The organism is Actinomadura spongiicola, assembly GCF_003432485.1.
In the GTDB taxonomy this organism is placed as follows: domain Bacteria; phylum Actinomycetota; class Actinomycetes; order Streptosporangiales; family Streptosporangiaceae; genus Spirillospora; species Spirillospora spongiicola.
This window is the reverse complement of sequence record NZ_QVNQ01000019.1, coordinates 1-23173: the sequence shown is the minus strand read 5'-3', so window position 1 is coordinate 23173 and position 23173 is coordinate 1. Positions and strand designations below refer to the sequence as shown.

Annotated in this window: 23 protein-coding genes and 1 pseudogene; 8 read left to right on the top strand and 16 right to left on the bottom strand. The window is 69.1% G+C overall.

Annotated elements, in window-relative coordinates; all coding sequences use genetic code 11:
- Window positions 1-52: 52 nt before the first annotated feature.
- Entirely contained in the window at window positions 53-604 is a 552-nt protein-coding gene (locus tag D0T12_RS34300; RefSeq protein WP_117405237.1) for an RNA polymerase sigma factor, read from the bottom strand.
- Between D0T12_RS34300 and D0T12_RS34295 the strand changes: the two genes are divergently transcribed.
- Window positions 603-2795: a serine/threonine-protein kinase gene (locus tag D0T12_RS34295; protein ID WP_233526474.1), complete on the top strand. Its 2193-nt coding sequence runs from the start codon at window positions 603-605 to the stop codon at window positions 2793-2795. The genes D0T12_RS34300 and D0T12_RS34295 overlap by 2 nt on opposite strands.
- 185 nt (window positions 2796-2980) lie before the next feature.
- Entirely contained in the window at window positions 2981-3595 is a 615-nt protein-coding gene (locus D0T12_RS34290; protein ID WP_117405235.1) for a helix-turn-helix transcriptional regulator, read from the top strand.
- Between the two features lie 225 nt (window positions 3596-3820).
- On the opposite strand, the gene otsB is transcribed toward D0T12_RS34290, so the two are convergent.
- Window positions 3821-4639, bottom strand: coding sequence for a trehalose-phosphatase (otsB, locus tag D0T12_RS34285; protein ID WP_233526472.1), 819 nt, complete (start codon window positions 4637-4639; stop codon window positions 3821-3823).
- 106 nt (window positions 4640-4745) lie between these two features.
- Complete coding sequence (locus tag D0T12_RS34280; RefSeq protein WP_233526471.1) at window positions 4746-5066, bottom strand: DUF3263 domain-containing protein; 321 nt, start codon at window positions 5064-5066, stop codon at window positions 4746-4748.
- Between the two features lie 343 nt (window positions 5067-5409).
- Between D0T12_RS34280 and D0T12_RS34275 the strand changes: the two genes are divergently transcribed.
- Window positions 5410-6042 (top strand): MarR family winged helix-turn-helix transcriptional regulator, encoded by a 633-nt coding sequence (locus D0T12_RS34275; RefSeq protein ID WP_117405231.1) that lies wholly within the window; start codon window positions 5410-5412, stop codon window positions 6040-6042.
- A 180-nt stretch (window positions 6043-6222) separates the two neighbouring features.
- On the opposite strand, the gene D0T12_RS34270 is transcribed toward D0T12_RS34275, so the two are convergent.
- The 4 genes from D0T12_RS34270 to D0T12_RS34255 form a co-directional block, all read right to left on the bottom strand.
- Window positions 6223-6522, bottom strand: coding sequence for an SHOCT domain-containing protein (locus D0T12_RS34270; protein WP_199487873.1), 300 nt, complete (start codon window positions 6520-6522; stop codon window positions 6223-6225).
- 122 nt (window positions 6523-6644) lie between these two features.
- Window positions 6645-8537 carry a S8 family peptidase gene (locus D0T12_RS34265; protein ID WP_117405229.1) on the bottom strand — a complete coding sequence of 631 codons (1893 nt, stop codon included), beginning with the start codon at window positions 8535-8537 and terminating at the stop codon, window positions 6645-6647.
- A 306-nt stretch (window positions 8538-8843) separates the two neighbouring features.
- Window positions 8844-9128 (bottom strand): GlsB/YeaQ/YmgE family stress response membrane protein, encoded by a 285-nt coding sequence (locus tag D0T12_RS34260; RefSeq protein WP_117405227.1) that lies wholly within the window; start codon window positions 9126-9128, stop codon window positions 8844-8846.
- Between the two features lie 78 nt (window positions 9129-9206).
- On the bottom strand, window positions 9207-9878 hold the full coding sequence (locus D0T12_RS34255) for a TetR/AcrR family transcriptional regulator (RefSeq protein ID WP_158581734.1): 672 nt from the start codon (window positions 9876-9878) through the stop codon (window positions 9207-9209).
- 214 nt (window positions 9879-10092) lie between these two features.
- Here D0T12_RS34255 and D0T12_RS36920 point away from each other — a divergent pair, with 214 nt between their 5' ends.
- The 3 genes from D0T12_RS36920 to D0T12_RS34240 all read left to right on the top strand — a co-directional run bounded on the left by D0T12_RS36920 (window position 10093) and on the right by D0T12_RS34240 (window position 12735).
- Entirely contained in the window at window positions 10093-10668 is a 576-nt protein-coding gene (locus D0T12_RS36920) for an FAD-binding oxidoreductase (RefSeq protein ID WP_117405223.1), read from the top strand.
- Window positions 10669-10867: 199 nt separating this feature from the next.
- Window positions 10868-11266: a BBE domain-containing protein gene (locus D0T12_RS37220; protein ID WP_325050865.1), complete on the top strand. Its 399-nt coding sequence runs from the start codon at window positions 10868-10870 to the stop codon at window positions 11264-11266.
- Window positions 11267-11283: 17 nt separating this feature from the next.
- Window positions 11284-12735 (top strand): DHA2 family efflux MFS transporter permease subunit, encoded by a 1452-nt coding sequence (locus D0T12_RS34240; protein WP_117405219.1) that lies wholly within the window; start codon window positions 11284-11286, stop codon window positions 12733-12735.
- Window positions 12736-12738: 3 nt separating this feature from the next.
- Here the strand turns inward: D0T12_RS34240 and D0T12_RS34235 are convergent, their stop codons facing one another.
- The 3 genes from D0T12_RS34235 to D0T12_RS34225 form a co-directional block, all read right to left on the bottom strand.
- Window positions 12739-13974 (bottom strand): cytochrome P450, encoded by a 1236-nt coding sequence (locus D0T12_RS34235; protein WP_158581732.1) that lies wholly within the window; start codon window positions 13972-13974, stop codon window positions 12739-12741.
- A 156-nt stretch (window positions 13975-14130) separates the two neighbouring features.
- Entirely contained in the window at window positions 14131-14712 is a 582-nt protein-coding gene (locus D0T12_RS37215; RefSeq protein ID WP_117405216.1) for a translation initiation factor IF-2 N-terminal domain-containing protein, read from the bottom strand.
- Window positions 14713-14895: 183 nt separating this feature from the next.
- Entirely contained in the window at window positions 14896-16047 is a 1152-nt protein-coding gene (locus tag D0T12_RS34225) for a hypothetical protein (RefSeq protein ID WP_117405215.1), read from the bottom strand.
- 296 nt (window positions 16048-16343) lie between these two features.
- Between D0T12_RS34225 and D0T12_RS34220 the strand changes: the two genes are divergently transcribed.
- Window positions 16344-16775, top strand: coding sequence for a VOC family protein (locus D0T12_RS34220; protein WP_117405213.1), 432 nt, complete (start codon window positions 16344-16346; stop codon window positions 16773-16775).
- A 588-nt stretch (window positions 16776-17363) separates the two neighbouring features.
- Entirely contained in the window at window positions 17364-18512 is a 1149-nt protein-coding gene (locus D0T12_RS34215; protein WP_117405211.1) for a methyltransferase domain-containing protein, read from the top strand.
- Window positions 18513-19278: 766 nt separating this feature from the next.
- Here D0T12_RS34215 and D0T12_RS34205 read toward each other — a convergent pair.
- The 6 genes and pseudogenes from D0T12_RS34205 to D0T12_RS35140 all read right to left on the bottom strand — a co-directional run bounded on the left by D0T12_RS34205 (window position 19279) and on the right by D0T12_RS35140 (window position 23017).
- Complete coding sequence (locus D0T12_RS34205) at window positions 19279-20001, bottom strand: retron system putative HNH endonuclease (protein WP_117405206.1); 723 nt, start codon at window positions 19999-20001, stop codon at window positions 19279-19281.
- A complete protein-coding gene (locus D0T12_RS36910; protein WP_233526470.1) occupies window positions 19988-20764 on the bottom strand; it encodes an AAA family ATPase in 777 nt (258 codons plus the stop codon). Before D0T12_RS36910 ends, D0T12_RS34205 begins: the two co-directional genes overlap by 14 nt.
- A 345-nt stretch (window positions 20765-21109) precedes the next feature.
- Window positions 21110-21331, bottom strand: a pseudogene (locus D0T12_RS37495) (AAA family ATPase); the annotation flags it as partial.
- Between the two features lie 451 nt (window positions 21332-21782).
- Entirely contained in the window at window positions 21783-22211 is a 429-nt protein-coding gene (locus D0T12_RS34195) for a DNA-directed RNA polymerase subunit alpha C-terminal domain-containing protein (RefSeq protein ID WP_158581731.1), read from the bottom strand.
- Between the two features lie 168 nt (window positions 22212-22379).
- Window positions 22380-22769 (bottom strand): hypothetical protein, encoded by a 390-nt coding sequence (locus D0T12_RS34190; RefSeq protein WP_117405200.1) that lies wholly within the window; start codon window positions 22767-22769, stop codon window positions 22380-22382.
- Complete coding sequence (locus D0T12_RS35140; protein ID WP_147339743.1) at window positions 22766-23017, bottom strand: hypothetical protein; 252 nt, start codon at window positions 23015-23017, stop codon at window positions 22766-22768. Before D0T12_RS35140 ends, D0T12_RS34190 begins: the two co-directional genes overlap by 4 nt.
- Between the last annotated feature and the right edge of the window lie 156 nt (window positions 23018-23173).

The window sequence follows — 23173 nt, the reverse complement described above, 5'->3', positions numbered from 1 at the left end:
CCCATGAACGCACCGTTACCGGTCGATGACCGACGTTTGGCGAGGTCAGGCGTCAGGTGTAGGAGTCGCCGAGCGTCTGCCTGACCTGCTTGCGCGCCTCGTGGATGCGGGACTTCACCGTGCCGAGCGGCAATCCGAGCTGTTCGGCGATCTCCGCGTACTCCAGCTGGGACACGTCCCGCAGGACGAGGGCCTGGATGAGGTCCGGCTTGCGGGCCTCCAGGTCCTCCATGGCGTCCAGGATGTCGACGCGCGAGCCCGCGATGACGCTGGTGCGGCGCGGGTCGGGGCGCTGCTGCGGAAGCTCGCCCGCCTGCTCCACCGACCGCCGTTTCAGCGACCGGTAGGTGGACCGGGCGGAATTGGCGACGACGACGTGCAGCCAAGTACTGAACCTCGACCGGCCCTCGAACCGGTGAATGTTCCGCGCGACCTGCAACAACGCGTCCTGGCAGGCCTCTTCCGCGTCCTGTCGGCAGGGCAGGAACCGGGAGCTGTGCCGCAGCACGTCAGGCTCGATCTTGCGGAGAAGCTCGTTGAGGGCGCCCTGATCGCCCTGGGCGGCCTTGACCGCCAGCTCCTCGGTCCTCTCGTCGAATGCCATGCCGCCTCAATGCTTGTTCGCACACTCACCCCGTTGTTGGGATGATACGGGAGTGTCTTTCCCACCATCAGTAGGCCGTTACCGGATCGAACGCGTCCTGGGTTCGGGGGCGTTCGCCTCTGTATGGCTGGGGCACGACGACGCCCTGGATTCCCAGGTGGCCATAAAGGTCCTGTCCGGAAGCCTGATCGACGATCTCGATGTGCGCAACCGTTTCCTGGAGGAGGCCCGGATTCTGCGCCGCGCCGACTCCGAGCGACTGGTCCGGGTGCACGACATCGGAGAGCTGCCGGACCGCCGTCCCTACTTCGTGATGTCGTACGCGGACCGCGGCACGCTCGGCGACCGGATGCGCGAGCGGCCACTTCCGGTCAGCGAGGCCATCGCGCTAGCCGAGGAGATCGCCCACGGCGTCGAGGTGATCAACACGCTGGGCGTGATCCACCGCGACCTCAAGCCGTCCAACGTGCTGTTCCAGTCGACGCCCGACGGCGGCGAGAAGCTGCTGATCGCCGACCTGGGGCTGGCCAAGGCGCTCGCGCACGCGTCCGGGGCGTTCACCCTGCCGGTCGGGACGCCCGGGTACATGTCGCCGGAGCAGGCGAGGTTCGGCGGCGGCCTGGACGTCCGCGCCGACGTGTACGGTCTCGGCGCGCTGACGTACCACATGGTCGCCGGACGTCCCCCCGGCCCGGCGCCGATCAAGGCACCGCCGAGCGAGCGGCGCGAGGGCGTCCCGCCGGAGGTCGACCAGGTGATCCTGCGGGCCCTGGAGGTCGAGCGGGAGAAGCGGTGGCCGACCGCCGAGGCGTTCGCGGAGGCGCTGTCCACGCTGCGCCCGACCCATGTGCCGTCACCGCCCGCCCCGCGCATCGACGCGGACGCGACCGTCCAGGACTTCTACCGCGACGGCACCCGCTACCAGCCGCCCACCCCCGGACAGGGCGCTCCCGCACAGGGAGCACCGGGACAGGGAGCGCCGGGACAGGGAGCGCCGGGGCAGCAGGAAGTTTCGGCGGGGCAGGCCGGTCCGCGGGAGATGCGGACACGGCTCGATCAGGCCGGGGACGACGACATCCGTACGTCCGAGATGCGCATCCCGGCCGGACCCTCGGCACCGGCGGCGAACAACGAGCAGACGATCGTGGACGACCCGGGCGGGCGGGCCACACCGTTCGGGCAGGGCGAGCCGCCGACCGCGCCCGACCACGACAACGGCCGGGCCGGGGCGATGCGGCCCCCGTACCAGGCGCCGCCACAACAGCCCGGTGGGCAGGGGGACGGCGGCAACGACAAGACCGCCGTGTTCCCGACGCAAGCACCGCAGACCGGCACCCCGCAGGACGCGTCGGCACCGCCGATGGGCCCCGGCGGTCCACCGGCTCACGGTGGCCCCCAGGCGCCGGGCGGCCCGCAGGGTCCCGGTGGTTCGCAGGCCTATGGTGGCGGGCAACTCCCGCCGCCTCCGACGGGTTTCCAGGCGCCGCCCGGACCGATCCAGGGTGGGGGGCAAGGGCAGGGCCAGGGGTCCGGCGGCATGCGGGGCCTGCTGGGCAAGCTCGGCGGGGGCGCGTCCGGCAAGTTCGCCACACCGCTGGTCATCACCGTCGTCGTCCTGGCCGTCGCGCTGGTCGGCGGTCTGATCCTCGGGGTCCTGTTCTCCGGCGACGACGGTGGCGGGAAGGGCGAGAAGAAGACGCCCTCGATCCCGAAGGACTTCGTCGCGATCTCCGACGACGCGGGCAAGATCAAGGCGGCGGTGCCGAAGGCCTGGCCGAAGGCGACGCAGGAGTCGACCTGGACACCGTCCACGGTCAACCTCAACGACGCCCAGCCGCGTCCCGTGCTGCGCGCGACTCCGGACAAGGCGGCGTTCCTCGGCAACGGCAAGGGACCGGGCGTCTTCATCGGCGTGACCACGGACCTGCGTCCCGGCCAGTTGCCGCCGCCGAGCGCGGCCTCCCACTCGCAGTGCACGAAGGCCGACCCGGAGGACTACACCACCCCGGACAAGGCCCTCACGGGGACGATCACGCGTTTCACCGCCTGCAAGGTCGGCACCCCGACCGTCACCGAGGTCGGGCTGCGCGACAAGTCGGGCAAGTTCGGGCTGTGGATTCGCGTCAAGGAGACCGACGACCGGGGTGCCACGAAGGACATCCTCGACAGCCTGAAGGTCACCGGCCCCTGACAACTCCGCTCTGACGGCACCTTCGTTCCGTCCTCTCGGCTGACGCGCGAGCCCGCGTCGGTCCGTGTCCGTTCATGCCGCGCCGCCGTGCGCTCTCTTCATGCTGCCCACCTCAATGTTGCATCGCGACCTGTTGGCGATATATCGTTAATGCATCGCTATCGATCACTAGGTTGAGGAGTGACATGTACGAGCACATGAGGAAAAGGCGTGGCGGCTTCCGTGGTCCGCAGGCCAGGGAGCGCCGCGGGGATCCGTTCGGGCCATGGGGGCCGGGCGGTCCGGGCGGTTCCCACTTCGGTCCCGGGCAGGGCCATCGCGGACGCGGTGGTCGCGGAGGCGGACGCGGGCGGCGGACCCGACGCGGGAACGTCCGCGCGGCGCTGCTCGCCCTGCTCGCCGAGCGCGCCATGCACGGCTACGAGATGATCCAGGAGCTGGACGGCCGCACCGGCGGCGTCTGGCGGCCGAGCCCCGGCTCGGTCTACCCGACCCTCCAGATGCTGGAGGACGAAGGCCTGGTCAGCAGCGAGGAGGACGGCGGAAAGCGGCTGTTCTCCCTCACCGACGCGGGCCGCGAGGAGGCCTCGGCGCAGACGACCGCGCCCTGGGACGAGGTCACCGAGGCCGCCGGCGAGAACGTCCTGCGCGAACGCGAGGCGATCGGCCGGCTGGCGGTCGCCCTCCAGCAGGTCATGGCGGTCGGCAGCGAGACGCAGCGGGCCCGGGCGCTGGAGGTCGTCAACGACGCCCGCCGCCGCCTCTACGGCATCCTCGCCGACGACCCCGAAGCCGAATGAGCCGCACCGACCGGAGACGCCGCGACCCGAACGGGCCGCGGCGTTCCCGTGTCGCCACCGCGTCCGCACACCGTCAACTCCGCGTCACCACACCGCCTCCGCACACCGCGTCGCTCTCAGGTCGGCACACCGCGTCACCACACCGTGTTGGCTCCGCGACACCACCCCACGTCGGCACCGGGTCGGTGAGCGGATTCTGAGGGACGGGGCGCGCGTCTCGGGGTTCTAGAGGGAGTCGGCCAGCCGTTCCAGCAGGTCGACGACGCCGGGCGGGCCGTCCACGACCAGGTCCGCACGGTCGGCCAGTGCCGTGACCTCGGTGGATCCGCTACAGACCAGCACCCCGGGCACACCGTCCCCGCGCAGCGACTCGACGGCGTCGAAGGCGGCCAGGTCACCGAGGTCGTCGCCCGCGAACAGGACACCGGACGGACGCTCCCCGCGCTCGGCGACGAACGTGCGCAACGCCATCCCCTTGTCGATGCCCGGCGGGCGCAGTTCGAGGACGAACCGTCCAGGCTCCAGCGCCAGCCCGGTGCGCTCGGCGAGCGCGGCGAGGATGCTCCGCAGCCGTTCGAGCGCGACCTCCGGTTCGGCGCAGCGGCGGGTGTGCACGGCGAGCGCCTGGCCCTTGTCCTCGACGAAGGTCTCCGGCGGGGCCTTGGCGGCCGCCAGAATGTCGGGCAGCTTGGCGCGGGCCTCGGCGACGCCGGGCGGCGGCTCGGGCTCGGACAGCACGCCGGACTCCCAGCGTTCGAGCCCGTACTGCCCGAGGACGACGAGCCCGTCGACGCCCGCGAACCCGCCGTACTCGACGGCGACGGCGGCGGGCCGCCCGGTGACGATCACCAGGGCGCCCACCCGCGGGGCGAGCCGCGCCAGCGCGGGCGCGGCGCCCGGATGCGCCCGCGCCGAGGCCGGATCGTCGACGATCGGCGCGAGGGTGCCGTCGAAGTCGAGGCCGAGGACGGCCCCGGCCGGGTTCTTGCGTATCGCGTCGAGGCCGTCGGTTCCGGCGGCCGTCACGGAGCGGGGAAATGTCACGTGACCAGTGAACCCTCTCCGTTCGGCGTGCCGCCAGCCGCACCCGCGGGGTCGACGGCCGCGAAAGGGGAGGGAACGGTCACGGCGGGAGGTCGGACCCGGCCGGTCAGGGCCGGATGCCGAGCCGCCGCGCGGCGCGGTTGCGCTGCCGCTGCGTCCGCATCCGGCGCAGGCGCTTGACGAGCATGGGGTCGCACTCCAGCGCCTCGGGTCGGTCGATGAGGATGTTGAGGAGCTGGTAGTACCGCGTCGCCGACATGTCGAACATCTCGCGGATGGCCTGCTCCTTGGCTCCGGCGTACTTCCACCACTGCCGCTCGAAGGCGAGGATGCGGCGGTCACGGTCGGAGAGATGATCTGCGGGGAAGGCGGCGTCGTCGGCTCCGCCGTCCTCTTCGGTCACGGGCTGTACGGGGGCATCGTCCATGCTTCCGTCCTGGGGAGGGACGTCATCGCGGGGGTCGCCGGGGGCGTTCGCCGCTCGCATCAGGTCCCCTCTGTGGTTACTGATCCCGGGTCGTCCGGGTTCGGGCGGGTGTCATGTTACGCGTCCGCGCCGACAAGTACCGGCGGTTCTCGGGGAACGATGGCCGGAGGTTCAGTGCATCACATCCCCGTTCACCTGGGGATCTTCAGCGCCGTGTGTCCCAGGCGGACCGCTGGTGAGATCTGGTCCCACCGGTCGCCGAACGTGTGCAGACTACATGCGTTAGGGTGGGGTCCGCAGCGTCCGGCGTCCGACATGACAGGCACTTGAACGGAGACCTCGCATGCCGACGAAGACCTCCGGCGCGGGACGGCGCGGCGGCCGAGACAGTCCGCGGACACGTGACGAACGTCTCGCCGACCCCGTCCTCGCGGACATCGGTACGGCGCTGTTCCACCTGCGCCACGTCTGGGCCAAGCCCGACCTCATGAAGCGGATCCGGGCGCAGACGCCCGGCGCCACCGGCGAGCGGCCGCTCCAGATCTCCAACCTCATGGTGGTGAACGCCGTCGCCGCCCTCACCGCCGACGCCGCGGACTCCGCTCACGCGGACCGCCCGCACGACGAAGTCACCGTCGGCGCCGTCGCGGAACGGCTGGAGATCGACCCTTCCACGGCGAGCCGCCTGGTCGGGCACGCCATCGACGCCGGGCTGCTGTCCCGGCGCCCCTCCCCCGTGGACGCGCGCCGCGCCAACCTCGGACTGACCGACGCGGGACGGCGCGTCAAGCAGGTCGCCGACCGCTTCCGCCGCGCCTACCTCGACGCGCTCATGACCGGTTGGTCGGCGGACGAGCGGGCCGAGTTCGCCCGGCTGCTCACCCGTTTCGCGGACGCGGCGGCGACGGCACCGACGTACGCCGACGACATCGACGAGATCTTCAAGGAGGCGAGCGCCACCGACCAGGTGTACTGACCTGGGAGGTCAGGTACGCGGCTGGCGGGTGGGTGGCGTGCGAGCGCGTTGTGGCTGCGGTGAAGGTTGTACAGGTGTAGCCAGGGTGCAAGTGCGGCGCGCGTTGGGTTCTACGAGGTGTAGGGGCGTCTGGAGACCAGGTCGCCGATGCGGGCGGCGCCGGTCTCCGGGCGGTTCGGATCAGCCTCCGTTTCGGAGTGTCGAGCTGCGAATGAGGTACTCGTCCTCGTCGATCTCGCCGCGGGCGAACCGTTCGGCGAGCACCGACTGCGCCCTGGCCATCGGGTCGGCCGCCGTCGCGGACGCCGCGGCGCCGCTGTCCATCCGGCGGCGGATCAGGTAGAACGCCGCTCCCAGCAGGGCCAGCCAGAACAGCGCGAACGTGATCGGGAACACCGGCCAGAAGGCGGGGGCGTCCCCGCCGTCCTCCCAGGGGCCCGGGTGCAGCGCCGTCGCCTGTTCCATCAACGTCGTCATCATGGTTCATCGACCCTTCCTGTGTCGTTCGGATGGGTTCGATGCTCGGCGACGGGTTCGGGGGCCTGCATCGTCCGGCCGGAGACTTCCGTGCTACGCCCGGCGGAGTACCGGCCGGGGCGCGCTCACCAGCGGGGCGGAGGGCGGCGGTCGTCGTCGTCCTCGTCCGGGGGTGGGACGGGCCGCGGCGGCTCGTCGTCCTGCGGTTCCGGTGGGTCCGGCGGGATGGCCGGCAGGGGCGCGGTGAGGTTGCCGTCGGCCGGTTCCGAGGCGGCATCGTCGCCCCCGGTCGAACCGTTGCGGCCGGAACCGTAGCCGTTGAGGTGAGTGCCGTTGGTCCCGTGCCCGTGCCCGTTCTGGTGGTCGCCGTTGCGGCCCGAGCCGAACCGGTGGCCGTTGGGGTGGTATCCGTTGGGCACGTGTCCGTGCCCGCCGTTTCCGACGTACTCGCCGGGGATGAACGGACGCAGCTCGTTCGACCCGAGCGGCGGTCGGGCGGGCGGCAGCTCAGGGATCCTCTCGGCCCGGGACGGAGTGCCGGTGTCCTGGGCGGGGACGTTCCAGGAACCGTCCTTGGGGTCGACCGGCGGCATGTCCGGCATCGGGGGACGCGGATGCGCCTCGGGGCTCTGCCAAAGCGGCACGACGGCCGGCACGTCTCCCGCCGGCGGATTCTCGGGCGGCATGACCGGCTCTGGATCGGGTTGCGCGGGCGGTGCGGACGGCAGGCCGTAGTAGGGGACGAGGTCGGTGCCGACGTCCTCGTCCGGGCGCCGCCGTCGCCAATGCCGGACGAGCGCGAGCACAAGGAAGGTCAGCAGACCGGCGCCGATGGCGGTGATCGGGAGCAGCAGCCCCACGCCCTCGCGCTCCTCCGCCTCCGCGGCCGGTCGCGGGGCCGCGGGCGGGGACGGTGTCTCCAGCGGCCCGCCGGACGTCTTGCTGATCGCGTGCGCGGCGACGAGCGCCCGAACGGCGTCGACCGGCCCGGGGCAGGCGGTGGAGTCGGTCGATTGCCCGCGGCGCCGCGGCGACCCCTTGATCAGGGCCTGCCGTACCTCGGTCGGGGTCAGCGTCGGGTACCGGGACCGGACGAGCGCCGCGACCCCGGCGACCATCGCCGACGACGCGCTCGTCCCCGTCCCGACGACGTAGCCGCCGCTGGCGTCGGCGCTGACGATCTCCACGCCGGGCGCGCAGAGGGCGGCGCGGGACCGCCGGTTGCTGTCCTTCCAGAGGCGCAGCCCCCGGTCGAGCGCGCCGACGGCGATCACGCCCGGGTAGGCGGCGGGGAAGTTCTTGCGGTTGGCTCCGGACCCGTCGTTGCCCGCCGACGCGATCAGGACGACGCCGCGGCTGAGCGCGTACTCGATCGCCCGCTCCTGCGACGCGGTGCCGTTGTAGAACTGGCGGCCGCCGCCGAGCGACATGTTGATGATCTCGGCGCCATGGTCGACGGCGTACCGGATGCCCCGCGCGACGGCGTCACGGTCACCGCCGCCCGCCGGTTGTCCGCCGTCGCGGCGCAGCGGGTCGTCGTTCTCCAGCGTGACGCGGACGGACAGGACGCGGCTCTGCGGCGCGACGCCCATCATGCCCTGCGACTGCCCCGGCCCGTGGCCGTGACCGGCGATGATGCTCGCCATCGACGTTCCGTGCAGGCCCCAGTAGCGGGAGCCGGGCCGCCGCGTGCCGCCGGTGAGGTCGGGCCCGTTGACGACCTGTCCGGTGAGGTCGGGGTGATTCTGGTCGACGCCGGTGTCGAGGACGGCGACGGTGACACCGCGCCCCTTGGAGTATCGCCACGCCCTCGGTACACGCAGGGCATCCAGATGCCATTCGCGGGCGCGGATCTGGTCGGTCGCGGCCTTTAACGGCGTCGCGGCGGACGCGCCGGACGCCATCACCCCCGGGACGGCGGGCGCGGCGGACGCGGCCTCTGGCGCGCCGAGGGCGGCCACCGGCGCGGCGACCGCGGCACCGAGCATCAGTACGGTCAGCGTCGCGGCGGCCCGCACACCACGTCGACGCGCGGACAGGCGCGGAGACCCCTGTGAAGACCGACGCGGAGACCCGTGCGGCGACGGGGCCGGTCGGGCGGGCGTCGAACGGCGCCGACCGGCTTCGGACACGCCGCCGCACCTCCCTCCCGGGCGTTTGCCACGCTCCACGACGGGTCGTCATTCTGCCACGCACACCGCCGCGCGCCCCGGGCACTCGGCACATTTAGGCACGGTCCAGGACAGCGGGCTGCGATTCCCGTGGAGGCTCCCGTTCCGGTCTCGGGCAAAGACCGAGGTCGGCGCGCCGGGCGCCGCCGGTGGTCAGCGGGACACGCGGCGGTGTTTGCGGCGCGCTCTCAGCCCCGCGACGAGGGCGACGCCCAGCATCGCCAGGCCGACCTGGAACACCAGCTCGATCCAGTCGATCCCGTTCGTCGTGTCCACGCCGACGGACTGCGCGATCGCCGTTCCGGCGATCGCCGCCACGATGCCGACGACCACGGTGAGGATGATGCCGATGGGCTGCCGTCCGGGCAGGAGCAGCCGCCCGAGCGCTCCGATGATCGCTCCGATGACGATCGCGCTGATGATTCCTGTGACGTTCATGGCATCCCTGTGCCCATTCATCACGCCCCGTCACATCGGCGCGGGCCGGACGAAGTGCAGGTGGGCGCCGGGGCGACGTCACGAGTCGGGGTCGGGCCGGTCTCCCAGGGCCTCCAGATCGCCGAAGGTGAGGGCGGGGCCGCCGAGCGTGGTCGTCCGTTCGGCGGAGGCGCGCAGACCGTCGACGAGCAGGTCGAGATGCCGGTGCGCGAGTTCCTCGGTGAGCCGGCGCGGCATCGGTCCCGGGAGGGGGCGGGACAGCCGCACGAGCAGCATCCCGATGTCGGCGTGCGTGACGTCCGGGCGGAGGTCGCCGTCCTCCTGGGCCGTGGCGACGAGGCCCTTCATGACCGCGACGCCGTCTTCCCGGACGGCGGAGATCTCCGCGTCGTCGAACGGGATCTCGTTCAGCAGGACGGGGAACACCGCGCCGATCCGGATGTCCAGGACGCGGTGCGCGTAGCGGACCAGGGCGGCGAACGCGGTCGGCTCCTCGTCCCGCGCCCGCCGGGCCTCCGCCGCCGTGCGCCGCAACGCGTCCAGGGCGACGGCCCTGGTCAACGCCTTGCGGTCGGGAAACCGCCGGTACAGGGTCGCGATGCCGGTGCCCGCGCGGCGGGAGATCTCCTCCAGCGGCGCGCCGGGGCCCTGCTCGACGAACACCTCCGCGGCGGCGGCGATGATCCGGTTGCGGTTGTCGCGGGCGTCCGCGCGGAGCGGGCGCTCTGTGCCGGTCGGCTGCTGCCCCATGGGGAGCAGCGTAGCAAGCATGTGGAGGCGTACCCTCCAATTAATTTTAGTCACGATTATTGACTATCAAGATCTGTGACCATAACGTGTGATCAAGCGCACGGCACCTCCACGGCGGCCGGGCCGGAAAGATCTCCGAACACAAGTGGAGAAAAATCCTCCGGCTAGTGTTACGGTGCGAACAAGTGGAGAGAAAACCTCCGGAAGGACGACCATGAACACGCTGACCACGCCCCGGACCCGCGAACTCCACGTCATCGAGGCCACGGGGACGGCGGACGTCCGCGCCGCGATCCTCACCGCCCGCGACCGTGGGCTGCCCCTCACCGTCCAGGCCACCGGGCACGGAACCCACGTCCCGGCGGACGAGGGAGTGCTGCTCAAGACGTCCCGGATGGCGCGCGTGCTGGTCGACCCGTCCCGCGGCACCGCCCGCGTCGGCCCCGGCGCCCGCTGGAGCGACGTCATCGCCGCCGCCGCGCCGCTCGGGCTCTCGCCACTGTCGGGCTCGCACGCGTCCGTCGGCGTCACCGGCTACACCCTCGGCGGCGGCGTCGGCTGGCTCGCGCGCCCGCCACGGGTACGCCGCCGACCACCTGCTGCGCGCCGCCGTCGTCACCGCCGACGGCCGGACCGTGACCGCCGACGCCCACCACAACGCCGACCTGTTCTGGGCGCTGCGCGGCGGCGGTGGCAACTTCGGCGTCGTCACGTCACTGGAGTTCCGGCTCCACCCGGTGTCCACGGTGTTCGCGGGCACCGCCGTCTACCCCGCCGACCGGGCCTGTGACGTGCTCACCCGTTTCCGGGACGAGGCGGAAAGCCGTCCCGACGCACTGAGCGTCACCGTCGCCGTGACGAACGATGCCGAACTCGGACGGGTCGTCGTCGTCCGCGGCGTCCACGCGGGCGACGCCGACGAAGGCGCCCGGGCCCTGGGGTCGCTGTGGAACGCCGGTGGGCCGCCGCTGCGCCACGACTTCCGGACGATGCCGTACGCCGAGACCGAGTCGCTCGGCGGCACCCCGCCCCGCCACTTCCACCTGTTCGCCGACCTGCCCGACGCGCTGATCGCCGCCATCGCGGGCAGCGACGCGGCCGGGATCGAGGTCAGGCACTGGGGTGGCGCCATGGCCCGTCCCGCCGCGGACGCCGGACCCGTCGGCCACCGCGACGTCCCGTTCTCGCTCACCATCGACGGCTCCGCCGCGGACGCCGCGCCGCTCGCCGCGCACTCCACCGGCGGCTCGTTCCTGAACTTCCTGCACGACACGTCGAGGACCGCGACCGCCTACACCCCGGAGAACCACCGGCGGCTGCGCGAGATCAAGCGGACCTACGACCCGCGGAACGTGTTCCACCGCAACCACAACATCCGGCCCGCCTGAAATGCGAGGTGCCCACCATGAACACCACCGTTCCCACCAAACCGCCCGCACCCGCCCTCGACCGGACGATCATCGCGATCGGCACGGTGGTGGTGCTCGGCGCGATCATGTCGATCGTGGACGCGACCGCCGTCAACGTCGCCACCCGCACGCTCGCCGAGGACTTCGGCGCCTCCATCGGAACCGTCCAGTGGGTCCTCACCGGCTACATGCTGGGCTTCGCGGGCGTCATCCCGCTGGCCGGGTGGGCCACCGAACGGTTCGGGGCCCGCCGCGTCTGGATCACCGCGCTGCTGCTGTTCCTCGCCGGGTCCGCCCTCTGCGCGGTCGCCTGGTCGATGCCTAGTCTCATCGCGTTCCGCGTCGTCCAGGGCCTTGGCGGCGGAATGATCATCCCGGTGGCGCAGACGATCCTCGCGCGGGCCGCCGGGCCCGAGCGGATGGGGCGTGTGATGGGCTTCATCGGCATGCCGATGCTGCTCGGCTCCGTCGCCGGCCCGGTCGTGGGCGGGTTGATCATCTCGACGGCCGGCTGGCGTTGGATCTTCCTCGTCAACCTCCCGCTCGGCGTGATCGCCGTCGTGGCCGCGCTGCGGCTGCTGCCGCGCTCGCCGTCGCGTCCCGCGACCCTGGACGTCCGGGGCCTGCTCCTGCTGTGCGGCGGCGTGACCGCGTTCGTCTACGGCACCACCGAGGCGGGACGTCCCGGCGCCCTCGACGAGCCGCGCACCTGGGCCGCCCTCGGCGCGGCGGCCGTGCTGATCGGCCTCTACGTCCTGCACGCCCGCACCCGGCAGGCGTTGATCGACATCTCGCTGTTCCGTGTCCGCGGCTTCGCCGCCGCCGCCGTCACCAACGTGGTCGTGGCGGTCGCGTTGTTCGGCGTCCTGGTCCTGCTGCCGCTGTACTGGCAGATCGTCCGGGGGCACGGCCCGCTCGCGACCGGTCTGCTGCTCGTACCTCAGGCGTTCGGCGCCGCGGTGGCCATGCCCCTGGCCGGACGGCTGACCGACCGGCTCGGCGCGGGTGTCGTCGTCCCCGCCGGCGTCGTCCTCGGCCTGCTGGGCACGGCCGCCTACACCCAGATCCACGCGGACACGTCACCGGTCCTGCTGGCCGCCGCGCTGTTCGTGATCGGCCTCGGGCTCGGCGCGACGATCACGCCGTCGATGGCCGCCGCCTACCAGGGCCTGCCCGGTCCGCTGATCCCGCGGGCGACCAGCGCGATCAACACCCTGCAACGCCTGGGCGCGTCCGTCGGCACGACCGCGCTGGCGGTGATCCTGCAACACGAGATCACCGCCCAGGCTCCGGGGTTGGCCGGGGCGGCGCACGCCCCGTTGCCGGACGAGGCGCGCGTCCAGGTCGCGCCGCTCCTGGCCACCGCCTTCGGCCACGCCTTCTGGATCGCCCTGGTCATCGGCGCGTTCGCCGTCGTCCCGGCGCTGCTGCTGCCACGCGGGAAATGACCGCTACCGTCTGGTCACCCGCATCGGAACGGGACCGGCGGGACGGAGCGTGACCTCCGCCCGAGCCTCCACGGAAACGCCCGGCGCCAGATCGAGCCGATGGGTCCGAGTGATCGTCGCGAGTAGCAGCGTCGCCTCCAGCATCGCGAACCCGGCACCCACGCAGATACGTCTGCCTCCCCCGAACGGCAGGTAGGCGTATCTCGGGTGCTCCGGCGCCCCCATGAACCGTTCCGGGTGGAAACCCTCCGGGTTGGGCCAGAAGTCCACGTTCCGGTGCAGCTGGAAGGGCGAGACCGCCACCGTCGACCCGGCGGGCACCGGCACTCCCGCGACGTCATCGTCGTCGAGCGCGTCACGTTCGAGGGTCCAGGCCGGTGGACGAAGCCGCATCGCCTCGGAGAGGACGGCCCGCGTCCACGGCAGCCGGTCCACGTCCTCGGCCTCCGGATCTCGGTCCGCGAGCACCTCGTCCACTTCCCTCTCCAGCCGCTCCCGGGCCGCCGGATATTGGGAGAGCAGCATGAACGTCCAGGCCAGGGAGGCGGCCGTCGTCTCGTGCCCGGCGAGCAGCAGCGTCAGCACCTCGTCGCGCAGCTCCTCATCGGAGAGACCGCCGCCGTCCTTCAGCAGATCGAGCAGCTCCCCGCCGGACCCTTTCACCACCTTCTCGACCAGTTCGTCGAGATGCGTCATGCCGTCCCTCAGCCAGGGCACACGCGCGTAGAGCCCGCGCCGGGCCGTCGTGCCGGGCAGGAAGGTCCCGACCACAACCGCCCGTTGCAGGGTCTCCAGCGACCGGCCGGTCTTCGCGGACTCTCCCGCCAGTTCGCTGCCGAACAGCGCGCGTCCCACCACGTCCAGCGTGATCCGCCGCATCTGGTCCGCGGCGTCGAGCACCACACCGTCGGGCCACCGCCGCACGGCCGCGCGGGCGATCTCCACCATCCGCGGCGCGAACGCGACGATGTGCCGCTGCGCGAACACCGGCTGCACGAGCCGCCGATGCCGCCGCCACGTCTCCCCCTCGCTCGTGAGGAGCCCGTCCCCGAGGAACACCCGCAGCGGACGGTACGTGGCCGCCTTCACATAGTTGGACTGGTTCGCGACCAGGACATGTTCGGCATGTTCGGGCCGCGACAACAGAAAGAACGACCGCCGCAAACCGAGCGGAACCTGAACGGCGTCCCCGTATCGCCGGGCGAGCGCGACGTACGTCTCGAGCGGATTGCGAGCCATCCGCCCCCACCATCGAGCGGCTTCCACTCCGGGCCGCGGCCCCGCGATGCTCTGCCGATGCACGAGCGATGCCATGTCCCAACCGTAAAACCACCGGCCCGCACCCCGCCAGATCCGCGACAGGTTCACGCTGACCTGCGTTTTCAGGCCCTTCCGTCAGAGCGCCGATTTGTTCCGATGCCGCGCGGGAAGTCGGCGCTCGATTTCATGCATGACGCGCAATGCGTCCTGCAGGGTGCCGAGTTGTGGTTCATTTCCGTCCGGATGCGCGACCCAGTTCCGAACACTTTGCGCGAAGGACACACGGGCCCGACTGACCCGACTCTTACCGGAAAGCCAGTCGCGATTGTTGTAGGTCTCCGGAATATAACTCGTCAGACGCTCCCACGACTTGAGGATATCCTCTTTGATCCGTGAGGCCTCGATCTCCTGTTGGACGTCGGGGCGCGGCTCGGCGGGCCGCGGCTCCGTCCGGCGCGGCGGTGGAGCGGGCCTCGGGTCCGGCCGCGCCGACGATCCGGCGGGGCCCCGCTGCGAGGAAAGCCAGGTGGGGTTGGGGACGAGCGAGCGCGCTGACACCTGCGGCGCGAGCACCTCGGTCAGCCGTCTCACCACCGACGGCTCTACGGGACTGGAGGCAGTGTGGACGAACTCGCCCATCTCCTGAAGCTTCGCCATGACGACTTTACTCTCGACGCCGAATACCTTGGCGAGTTCGTAGACCCTGACCTTCGCCATGGCTCTCCCTGTACCGGTGAGGCGAAACGGACGTGCGCTCTACCGGTGTAGACGAGACGGACGTCCACTCAGTTCCAGCACGGGACACCCGGCCGATCCGGGTGGCGGAACGGGAACTCTTATGTATCTACGAGTTTGTCGGCCCCGCGGCTCACCCGCCCACCCATAATGATCTTGAAAACCTCAGCCGCCCGGCCCCCCGATGACCGGCCCCGCCGGCCACAGCGCCGTCAGATCACCGGGCGTCAACGGCACCCGGTAGGCGTCCCGAAGCACGGCCGCCCGCGTCGCCGGGTCCGCCTCCGCGAGTGCGACGAACCAGTCGAACCCCGCCGGATACGCCCACATGTAGCTGCGGTGCAGCGGATCGGCGCCACGATCGGTGAGGCAACGAGCGACGGCCTTGTCGCTCCACCACGGCAGCGCCGCCTTCACCTGCTCGGCGCACTCGCCGACAGGCGTCCCCTCATTGATCGCTCGATGCACCCGCGCAAGTACAAGCTGACTGTAGTAGGCGAGGCGGACACGGGTGATGAGCACTTCGTCCTCGGGCAACAGGAAAAGCGGCCACGCCTGCGCGAGCCCTTCGAGCATGACCTGCTGCGGCGCGTGCACGCTGAGCAGCCGCACCCACGGCACGTCCCCGTCCGCCGCCTGCGCGGTCAGTGCGGCGCTCTGAAGCCCATGCCCCAACACCTCGTGCAGAGCGAACTGCCGGGCACCCGTCTGAGTGAACTCGACGTTCGGCAGGTTCAGCCGCAACCGCACGTCTTGCCCGGCCCCGTCCAACCAGAACGCCCAGTAGACGTCCAACTCGACCGTCTCGATCGTGAGACTGTAGGACGCCGTACACCCCGTCGCCTCCCTGACCGCGGGCTCCAGTTCGTCAACCGCCTCCCGAATCACATCAGGCGCCTCACGCACATCAAGAAGCCCCTCGGCCTCACGCAACTCGGCATTGGTCCGAGCACCCCACCCAATACCGAGCTCAGCAAGCGCGCCCCGCGCCTCCACCCCACGCTCGGCCACATACTCCTCCGACCACCCCGCCGCCCCACACCCCTGGGTCGCCCGCACATACGCATCAAGCGACCGACGCTCCCCAAGCAGAGCCCCCAGATAAGCGATATCGGCATCCAACCGAACCGCCACACCCCCCACCGCCCGGGAACGAAGCTCCACAAGCCGCCGATAAACACCGAGCCGATCGGAAGCGGCCTCGCCCACACTCCCCCCAGGATCACAGTCGAAGTCAATGACCGGCGCCCCACCGCGCCCGACCTCGTACGCGTCCCAAGCGCGCAGCACCGCCTCAATCTCATCCCGCAGGTTCATAGACCAAGTCCCACCATGAGCACCGCCGTCAACACCCGACATCCTGGCCCACCAACACCCCACCAAGGTCATCTTCAGCAGTGTTCCCCTACACACCCCACCCCCCTTCGTCACCACCACATAGGTCCCTGTGACGGATCGCCAAAAACCACCGTCCTGTCACTTGACGGCAGACTCACACCCAGCCCACAGGCCACCTCGACGATCTCGTCAAGATGTTCGGGACGGCGCCACCGATGGCCGCGTTCCTCCCGCGATGCCGCTGACGCTGCCGTCGACTCTGCGACCATCGGAAAATGAAGAGCCTTCACCTGCACATCAAGGACGTCATCATCGACTGCGATGATCCTGAGCGTCTCGCGTTGTTCTGGTCCCAACTCCTCGGACGACCGATCAAGGCCGGGACAGGCCCTTACGTTTGGCTCGAACGCGGTGAAGGACCAGGGCTGGGCTTCCAGAAAGTCACCGAACCCAAGGTCGGCAAGAACCGCCTCCACTTCGACGTCGCTTCACCTGACCCCGCCGCCGAGCAGGAGCGGGTCGAGGCGCTGGGCGGCCGACGGCTCCAGCAGTACGCGTCCGGAGGCTTCCTGGTCATGGCCGATCCCGCAGGAAACGAGTTCTGCATCATCCCCGAGGAACCCTTCGACCTCGACGCCGACGGACGCGCAAGCTACCTGAACTCCGAGCCTGATGGACGCACACCTCCCCCGACCCGCCCCGCCTGAACTCCAGTCAGGCGCATCGCCACCACAAAGGACTGGAGCCGATGAAGGGGATGAGCCCCCACCTTCTGTTTGCAAGGCGCCTGCACTTTTCGACACGGTTCGACGCGGCATGCCGCCGGTCCATCTACCTGCACGGGCGGTGGATGCGGGTCCCCTGGGATCGACCGGGTCTATGGCCGTGTGGACACTTTCCGCCGTGCCCATATCGGTGGGCGGCTCCGCAACCGTGTCATCGATGTCGTCGTCGCCACCGCGATCATCATGTGGGATCGGCGGTGACCCCGGACCGCGGTCCGCAGGCGAGGGCGGAGCGCGCAGCCGACAAGCTCAGGGAGCGGCGGCTCGCGCGCCGCGCAGCCTGGCAGGCGTCCGGCTGCGGCGCGGGTCCCCAGGACCGTGGCCCGACTCGTGCCTCTCACACAACGCTCACCCTCCAACACCTAGACGAAGGGTCATCGAGCTTCTACCGTGTGTGACTGATCGACCCGTGAGGTGGTGCCCCGTGGGCAAACACGAAGCTCCCAAGCCGCCACCGCCACCGAACCCCGACACCGGGCCTCCGCCCGGCGGCGGAAAGCGCGAGAAGTAATGACCTCCACAGGCTCCGCCGATGAGCGCCTCAACGCCTTCATCGGCGACCTCACCGCCAAGGGCTTCCTCCCCGATCCGGCGGACATCTGGGCGAAGGCGTTGCGCGCGGTGCCCCGCCATGCCTTCGTCCCTGCCCGGGCATGGACAGCCAGCGGGCCCATCGACCGGGATGAGCGCCCGGACGAATGGTGGGACGCGGTGTACAGCGACACGCCGATCATCACCCAGGCCGACGACGGCGCCTCCGACCCGACCACCGGGCGCGGCGAGCCCACGTCCTCCCTCTCCGCACTGTCCGGCGTCCTCTATAACTTCGGGCACCTCGACTTGGACCAAGGCCATCGGGTCCTTGAGATCGGCACCGGCACCGGCTACTCCGCCGCGCTCACCACCCAGATCATCGGCGAGGGCGGCGCCGTCGTCTCCGTCGAGATCGACGCCGAACTGACCGCCGTCGCCGAGAAGAACCTCGCAGCAGCGCTACCCGGGCTGAAACCAGCGCCCACGCTCATCGTCGGGGACGGCACGGGCGGCTACCCGACGGACGCCCCCTACGACCGGGTGCACGCCACCTGCTCAGTACAGTCCATCCCGTCCGCATGGCTCACGCAGACACGGCCCGGCGGCCGCATCGTCACCCCATACGGCCGGTGGTTCGGATACGGCCTGGTCGCCCAGGTGGACGTCCTCCCGGACGGGACCGGTGTCGGGCGCTTCCCCGGCACCAGCGGGTACATGCCACTACGGTCCCAGCGCCCCGCCGACGACCACCCCGCCGAATGGGACGCGCCCGGTGCCCGGGTGACCCGAACCGTCGTCAATCCACGGACCATCGCATACGCCCCCGCCTCCGCGGACCTGGTCATCACTCACCTGGCACCAGGGATCGCCGCGCGCCGCGCGGATGACTCGCTGTGGCTCCTCGACGGGCACGACCCAGGCTGCTGGGCGATCGCCGTTAGCGCCGAACACGAGGACGTGTTCGAGGTGCGCCAGCACGGCGACCGTGACCTGTGGGACGAGGTTGCCGACGCGTACTTCCGATGGCAGTCACTCGGCCGCCCCGTCCTCGACCGGCTCGGCCTCACGGTCAACGAGGACGGGGAACGCCTCTGGCTGGACCGGCCGGAGAACGTGATCGTCTAGCGCGTCAGCCCAAGATGGCGGTGGCCCGCTATCGCGAGCGGCACTCGGTCGCCCGCCGCAAGTCCGACCACGTCAACGCGATGGCCCTGGCCAACATCCTGCACACCGTCCCGCGATCGCTCCCACCCCCCCCACCCAGGCCTCCCCAAGAGCGGCCGGTCCCCCGTCGTCAGCATCGATGCCAGGACGGTCAACGTTTTCAGGGCGCACTGAATACTTGGGCACGCGGCGCCGACGCTCATGCTCCGGGTCTATGCGCACGTGATCAGTGAGCAGCTTGCCGAGGCAGCGGGCATCTTCGTGGGGCGGGTCGACGGCTCGGCGTAGTGCTGCTGTTGGCAAGCCTGTTAGCGCGGAACCCCCTCCGTGGTCGGGAGGGGGCTTTGGGCTGGGAGCCGGCGAGGGGACTTGAACCCCTAACCTTCTGTTTACAAGCAAGATCAAGGCCATCCAGACCCGTCCACATCCATCCCCTGACCAGCGACGCAGCCTCCCGCACGTCCACGCCAGTCCAAGGTCATCCAGGCCCGTTGTTAGCGCCCGCGTTAGCACGCACACCGCCCCGGAGGGTGCGCCCGCGCGAACGGCGAGACGGCGTGACAGACAGTTTTGCGCGGGCGTGCCCTCCGGCTCGCGGGGGGGCTGGGGGCTGCGAAGCCCCCGCTTCGCGCACGCTCAAGCGTGCCCGGCCACAAAGGCTTCACCAGAAGTTTGCAGCTAAGCTTTCGCACCCAATTTGCGGTCGTTACCTATCCACCGTTTGAGGTCAATGTAGGAGTTCAGGAAAAGACGAGAAAGATGCCATGACGTCGGGCGACAGAATCAGGGCTGGATCTTCCGCTCCGGCATATACGCGGGCCATGTACGTTCTGACAGACTGGAAAGGATATTTCTGAAGAGTCCTCAAGATTCTGGACGCCTTTTTATCCCGTCCACTTCCCATCTCTATGGCGTAGGCTGGAATGAGATATTCAATCGCCGTCCAGGCATTCAATCTTCCTTCGGCGCAAATGTCTCGATTAAGGCCGCATATGTCGATTGTAACTTCGCCCCGACGGGACGCGCCAGTGAAAAGGCCTGTTGTCGGAGAGAAGTTAAGGTGTGAAGCCGGGTCGTCCAGTGTTGGGTCAATTAGCAGAGGCTCGTTGCGGCTATCCAACGGGAATCGAGTCCGCTTATAGTTGCTATTGCATCGGGTGCATGCCAGAAGATAGTTAGCCCATCTAAAAGCATCCTCTGGGTAGCTAGATTTAGGCATGAAGTGCTCAATGTCTGTGCCTTCGCTGTCTTCACAGTACATACAACGCTCAAGCCCGCTACTCATCTCTGCGAGCGTACGTTGAATCTCCTTCTTCGTGTCTCTGTTGAGCTTAGCCCAAAGCTCAGCAGCCTTCTCTTTCGGATCTGCTGCTGCAACCACCTGAGCGGTCAGATCCTCAAGTTTCCTCGCAGCCTCACTCCCAAGGGAGAGTCTTTCAATCTTCTGCATCGTCGAAGCTAAGGCTCAACTGCCGGATGGCATTGGCAACATCGGTAGACGGCGTGCGAGGAAGCCTCGATTTAAGCTCCTTCAGACGCATCTTCTCATTTGTCGAGATCTCGGCGGCAGCCGCCTTTCCTTCTAGGCTTGCAGCTTCGCGGCGCAACTCAACACTACGGGCTGAGTATGGTGTTTCCAAGCCGAATAGGTCGGTCAGAATAGCATCATCGGCGGTGCCATTCACGACGCGATTGAAAAGTTCACCTTCCACGATCCTGGCAGCATCATCTTCGCCTGGAGCGGCCAGCCGCACAAGGCCTCTCTCGTCTGCCGCTTGACAGATGAAGGGACTATGCGTGCTTACGATGAACTGGAGATTTGGGAAGTGCTTTTTTAGCCAGAAGCCAATGCGCTGCTGCCATGATACGTGCAGGTGCACGTCTATCTCATCTATGAGCACGACGCCTTCGTGACCGAAAGCAACGTGAGGAGAGTTTTTTATCTCCCGCAGGTCACCATATGCTTGGAAGAGTTGCTTAACTAGGTCGAGCACGAGAGCGGCAACTGTCCGATAGCCATCGCTGAGCGAACGCAACGGAAGTTCAGGGCCTGACGGCGTGCGCACCCAGAGGCCATCAGAAGTGACCTTCTCGACCTCCATGCCTTCCGGCAGAAGCCCATCTCCGAGTAGCCGGAGTACGGCATCCTCAACAGCGCCAGCTTCCGCTGATCCTTCAAGCCTGCGCAGATAAAGTTGCTGAAGCCATAGCACAGCCTCAGAGAGTGAAGCCTCTTCTCGAAATAGGCTCGCTAGACTTGACGGGCGACCCGGCGTCATCATGAGGCGCTGTGCCTCAGTGGGGGCAAGTGAAAGACGACGAAACGGGCCGTATCCCGCCAGGAACCAGCCTTGAGGGTTTTCGGACCATGGGCCCCGAATCGGGTCCCAATTTTGCCCCCGCCGTTGTTTCTCGATCGCGGGCTCTGGACCCTCATCTTGACGAGTCCAAGCGAGGGACGCCCATGGATCGAATCGGGGCTTTCTACCGGGAGCAAACGCATCAAAGTCGGAGTAGGTGAGATGTACATGCGCGCTTCCTTGGTCAGCCTCATCATGCACCCAATCGGAATAGGTCTCGCGGAGAGTGCGCGCAACCGACGGGCCAGCAATCGCCAGGGAAACTGCCTGAAGGAGTGAAGACTTACCAGCCCCATTACGGCCAGCTACCACAATCCATCTCGGCAAGGTACCATCTGAACGCTGGAAGTCTAGGGAGACTGACCGCTTCCCCCCTCGAAAGCCTTTTATGTTCTCGACATGAATGGCCCTGATCTGCATCGAAACTCCGCGTTGGCCATACTGAGGTGATCTAGAATCTCATTTTGATGGCTTTGACCAATTTATTGCACCGGGTCCCCTGTCAGCGGTGATACAACGGTGAGACAGCGACACTAGCAACGATCCTAGCAACCGTGCCAGAAGCGGCCGTTGCAATCGTCTCCGATGTCTCTAGTGCCTGTGATCAGCCTCCGCCTTCGGTGACTCGGGTGTCGTCGGATGCTGACCAGCGGACGGGCGACGCGGCGCGGCGGGACCGGACGGGACAGGCCGCACGCCCGGCGCACCGGGGCGGGCGGCCGCCGGCGACGCGGAGCGGCGCCCTTGAAGACGTAGAGAAAGTTCTCATCCGGGGTCCGCTGGGGTCCGGCTGGGCGCTCCTTGGACGTGCTGTGATCGGAAGTTCTTGGTGCGTGGGTCGGCCTGTGCCAGGGCCTGGTGGGTGTCGGCGTTAGGGAAGCTTGATGTTGCGGGTGTCGAATCCGGCGGCTACGAGGGCTGTTCGGATCTCGGTGAGGCTGCGGCGTCCGATGCGGTGGACCTGGGCGAGTTGGCCGGTTTGGATCATGCGTATGAGAGCGCCGATGGTTTGTGGTGTGGTGGTGTTGTAGCGGAGTGGGTTTAGGACTCTGGCTGACAGGTCCAGGCAGGAGAGCGGGCAGCGTGTGGTGTGCTCGTTGTGCTGGGCGGGTTCGGTGAGGGCGGTTTCGTCTGGGCTGGTGGTTGGGTCGGCGTCCGGTAGGGCCGTGCGGGCGGTGGCGAGGAAGTTGACCAGGTCGCCGACCGTGCGCACGCCGAGACAGGTGACCGGGCATTCGGTGGTGATGTCGGGGTGGTGTGCAAGGTGGTCGGTGTCATTTATCTCTGGCGCCATGGCCATGCCCCTGTGTTGATGATCTCTTGGCGTAGGTGGTGGATGGTGGGGGCCGAGAGTAGGCGGTCGCCTAGCGGTGAACGGATCATGGCCCACCACTGGTGGGTGTGTTCGCCGTACCATGCGTGGACGCCGGGGAACTGGTGGGCCAGGGCTTGGGCGGCTCGCCTGTTCTCAGCCGTGCCGCTCATGCCAGGGGCTCTCGTCGGGCGCCCCCTCGGTGAGGGATTGCCAGATGTGGCGCTCGATGGCGGCGACGACGTGATCCAGGTCGGCGCAGAGGATGAGGATCCCGCTACGGGTGCGGTAGACCCAATGGCCGATCTTGGTCGCGGTCAGTACTTCTGTCGCTGGTGTGTGCTTGGTCGGGCTGACGAGCAGGAGTGGCGGGGAGGCGTGGAAGCATCGCAGGGTCCGCCATCCCTTCGCGCTGAGGGCCTCGGCGAGGCGGTCTAGCTGCCACATGGCTTTACGGTCGTGATGGTTGCGCCTGCCGCACCAGCGGATGAATCGGTGGGTGCGGCGTGTCCACAGACGCAGCGTCAGGGCGGTTTCGTCGGTCATTGGTCGTCCGCCTCGATGAGGGCGAGGACGCGTTGCAGGGAGTCGGCGGCGCGGTCGGTGTCCCAGAGGGGGCACAGCGGCTCCAGCTCGGGCTCGGAATCGCGGGACGGGCCCGACCACACCCAATACCACCATGGGGCGTGGTCGGGGCCGTGTGCGCGGCATCGCACTTCCTGGCGTAGGCCTGGGCTCATGATCTGGCCTAGGGCGTTGCCGGGGGCGGGTTCTCCGGCTGGGTTGCTGGCCATGATGGCCAGGCGACCCCATGGCTTGGCCACTAGATCGTTGATGGGGGTTTGCTGATCCGGCGGCGGGCATGGCGAAGGGCGCCCATGATCGGTGTGTGAAGACAAACCTGGACGCCCTTCTGACCGCACTCTATGTCCATCTGGACGACCATGTCC

What these genes read in the sequence shown, in the direction of transcription:
- D0T12_RS34295 (WP_233526474.1), top strand. Translation starts at nt 603, where the DNA reads ATGCCGCCTCAATGCTTGTTCGCACACTCACCCCGTTGTTGGGATGAT.
- D0T12_RS34300 (WP_117405237.1), bottom strand. Translation starts at nt 604, where the DNA reads ATGGCATTCGACGAGAGGACCGAGGAGCTGGCGGTCAAGGCCGCCCAG.
- D0T12_RS34290 (WP_117405235.1), top strand. Translation starts at nt 2,981, where the DNA reads ATGTACGAGCACATGAGGAAAAGGCGTGGCGGCTTCCGTGGTCCGCAG.
- D0T12_RS34280 (WP_233526471.1), bottom strand. Translation starts at nt 5,066, where the DNA reads ATGGACGATGCCCCCGTACAGCCCGTGACCGAAGAGGACGGCGGAGCC.
- D0T12_RS34275 (WP_117405231.1), top strand. Translation starts at nt 5,410, where the DNA reads ATGCCGACGAAGACCTCCGGCGCGGGACGGCGCGGCGGCCGAGACAGT.
- D0T12_RS34270 (WP_199487873.1), bottom strand. Translation starts at nt 6,522, where the DNA reads ATGATGACGACGTTGATGGAACAGGCGACGGCGCTGCACCCGGGCCCC.
- D0T12_RS34260 (WP_117405227.1), bottom strand. Translation starts at nt 9,128, where the DNA reads ATGAACGTCACAGGAATCATCAGCGCGATCGTCATCGGAGCGATCATC.
- D0T12_RS34255 (WP_158581734.1), bottom strand. Translation starts at nt 9,878, where the DNA reads ATGGGGCAGCAGCCGACCGGCACAGAGCGCCCGCTCCGCGCGGACGCC.
- D0T12_RS36920 (WP_117405223.1), top strand. Translation starts at nt 10,093, where the DNA reads ATGAACACGCTGACCACGCCCCGGACCCGCGAACTCCACGTCATCGAG.
- D0T12_RS37220 (WP_325050865.1), top strand. Translation starts at nt 10,868, where the DNA reads ATGCCGTACGCCGAGACCGAGTCGCTCGGCGGCACCCCGCCCCGCCAC.
- D0T12_RS34240 (WP_117405219.1), top strand. Translation starts at nt 11,284, where the DNA reads ATGAACACCACCGTTCCCACCAAACCGCCCGCACCCGCCCTCGACCGG.
- D0T12_RS34235 (WP_158581732.1), bottom strand. Translation starts at nt 13,974, where the DNA reads ATGGCTCGCAATCCGCTCGAGACGTACGTCGCGCTCGCCCGGCGATAC.
- D0T12_RS37215 (WP_117405216.1), bottom strand. Translation starts at nt 14,712, where the DNA reads ATGGCGAAGGTCAGGGTCTACGAACTCGCCAAGGTATTCGGCGTCGAG.
- D0T12_RS34225 (WP_117405215.1), bottom strand. Translation starts at nt 16,047, where the DNA reads ATGAACCTGCGGGATGAGATTGAGGCGGTGCTGCGCGCTTGGGACGCG.
- D0T12_RS34220 (WP_117405213.1), top strand. Translation starts at nt 16,344, where the DNA reads ATGAAGAGCCTTCACCTGCACATCAAGGACGTCATCATCGACTGCGAT.
- D0T12_RS34215 (WP_117405211.1), top strand. Translation starts at nt 17,364, where the DNA reads ATGACCTCCACAGGCTCCGCCGATGAGCGCCTCAACGCCTTCATCGGC.
- D0T12_RS34205 (WP_117405206.1), bottom strand. Translation starts at nt 20,001, where the DNA reads ATGCAGAAGATTGAAAGACTCTCCCTTGGGAGTGAGGCTGCGAGGAAA.
- D0T12_RS34195 (WP_158581731.1), bottom strand. Translation starts at nt 22,211, where the DNA reads ATGGCCATGGCGCCAGAGATAAATGACACCGACCACCTTGCACACCAC.
- D0T12_RS34190 (WP_117405200.1), bottom strand. Translation starts at nt 22,769, where the DNA reads ATGACCGACGAAACCGCCCTGACGCTGCGTCTGTGGACACGCCGCACC.
- D0T12_RS35140 (WP_147339743.1), bottom strand. Translation starts at nt 23,017, where the DNA reads ATGGCCAGCAACCCAGCCGGAGAACCCGCCCCCGGCAACGCCCTAGGC.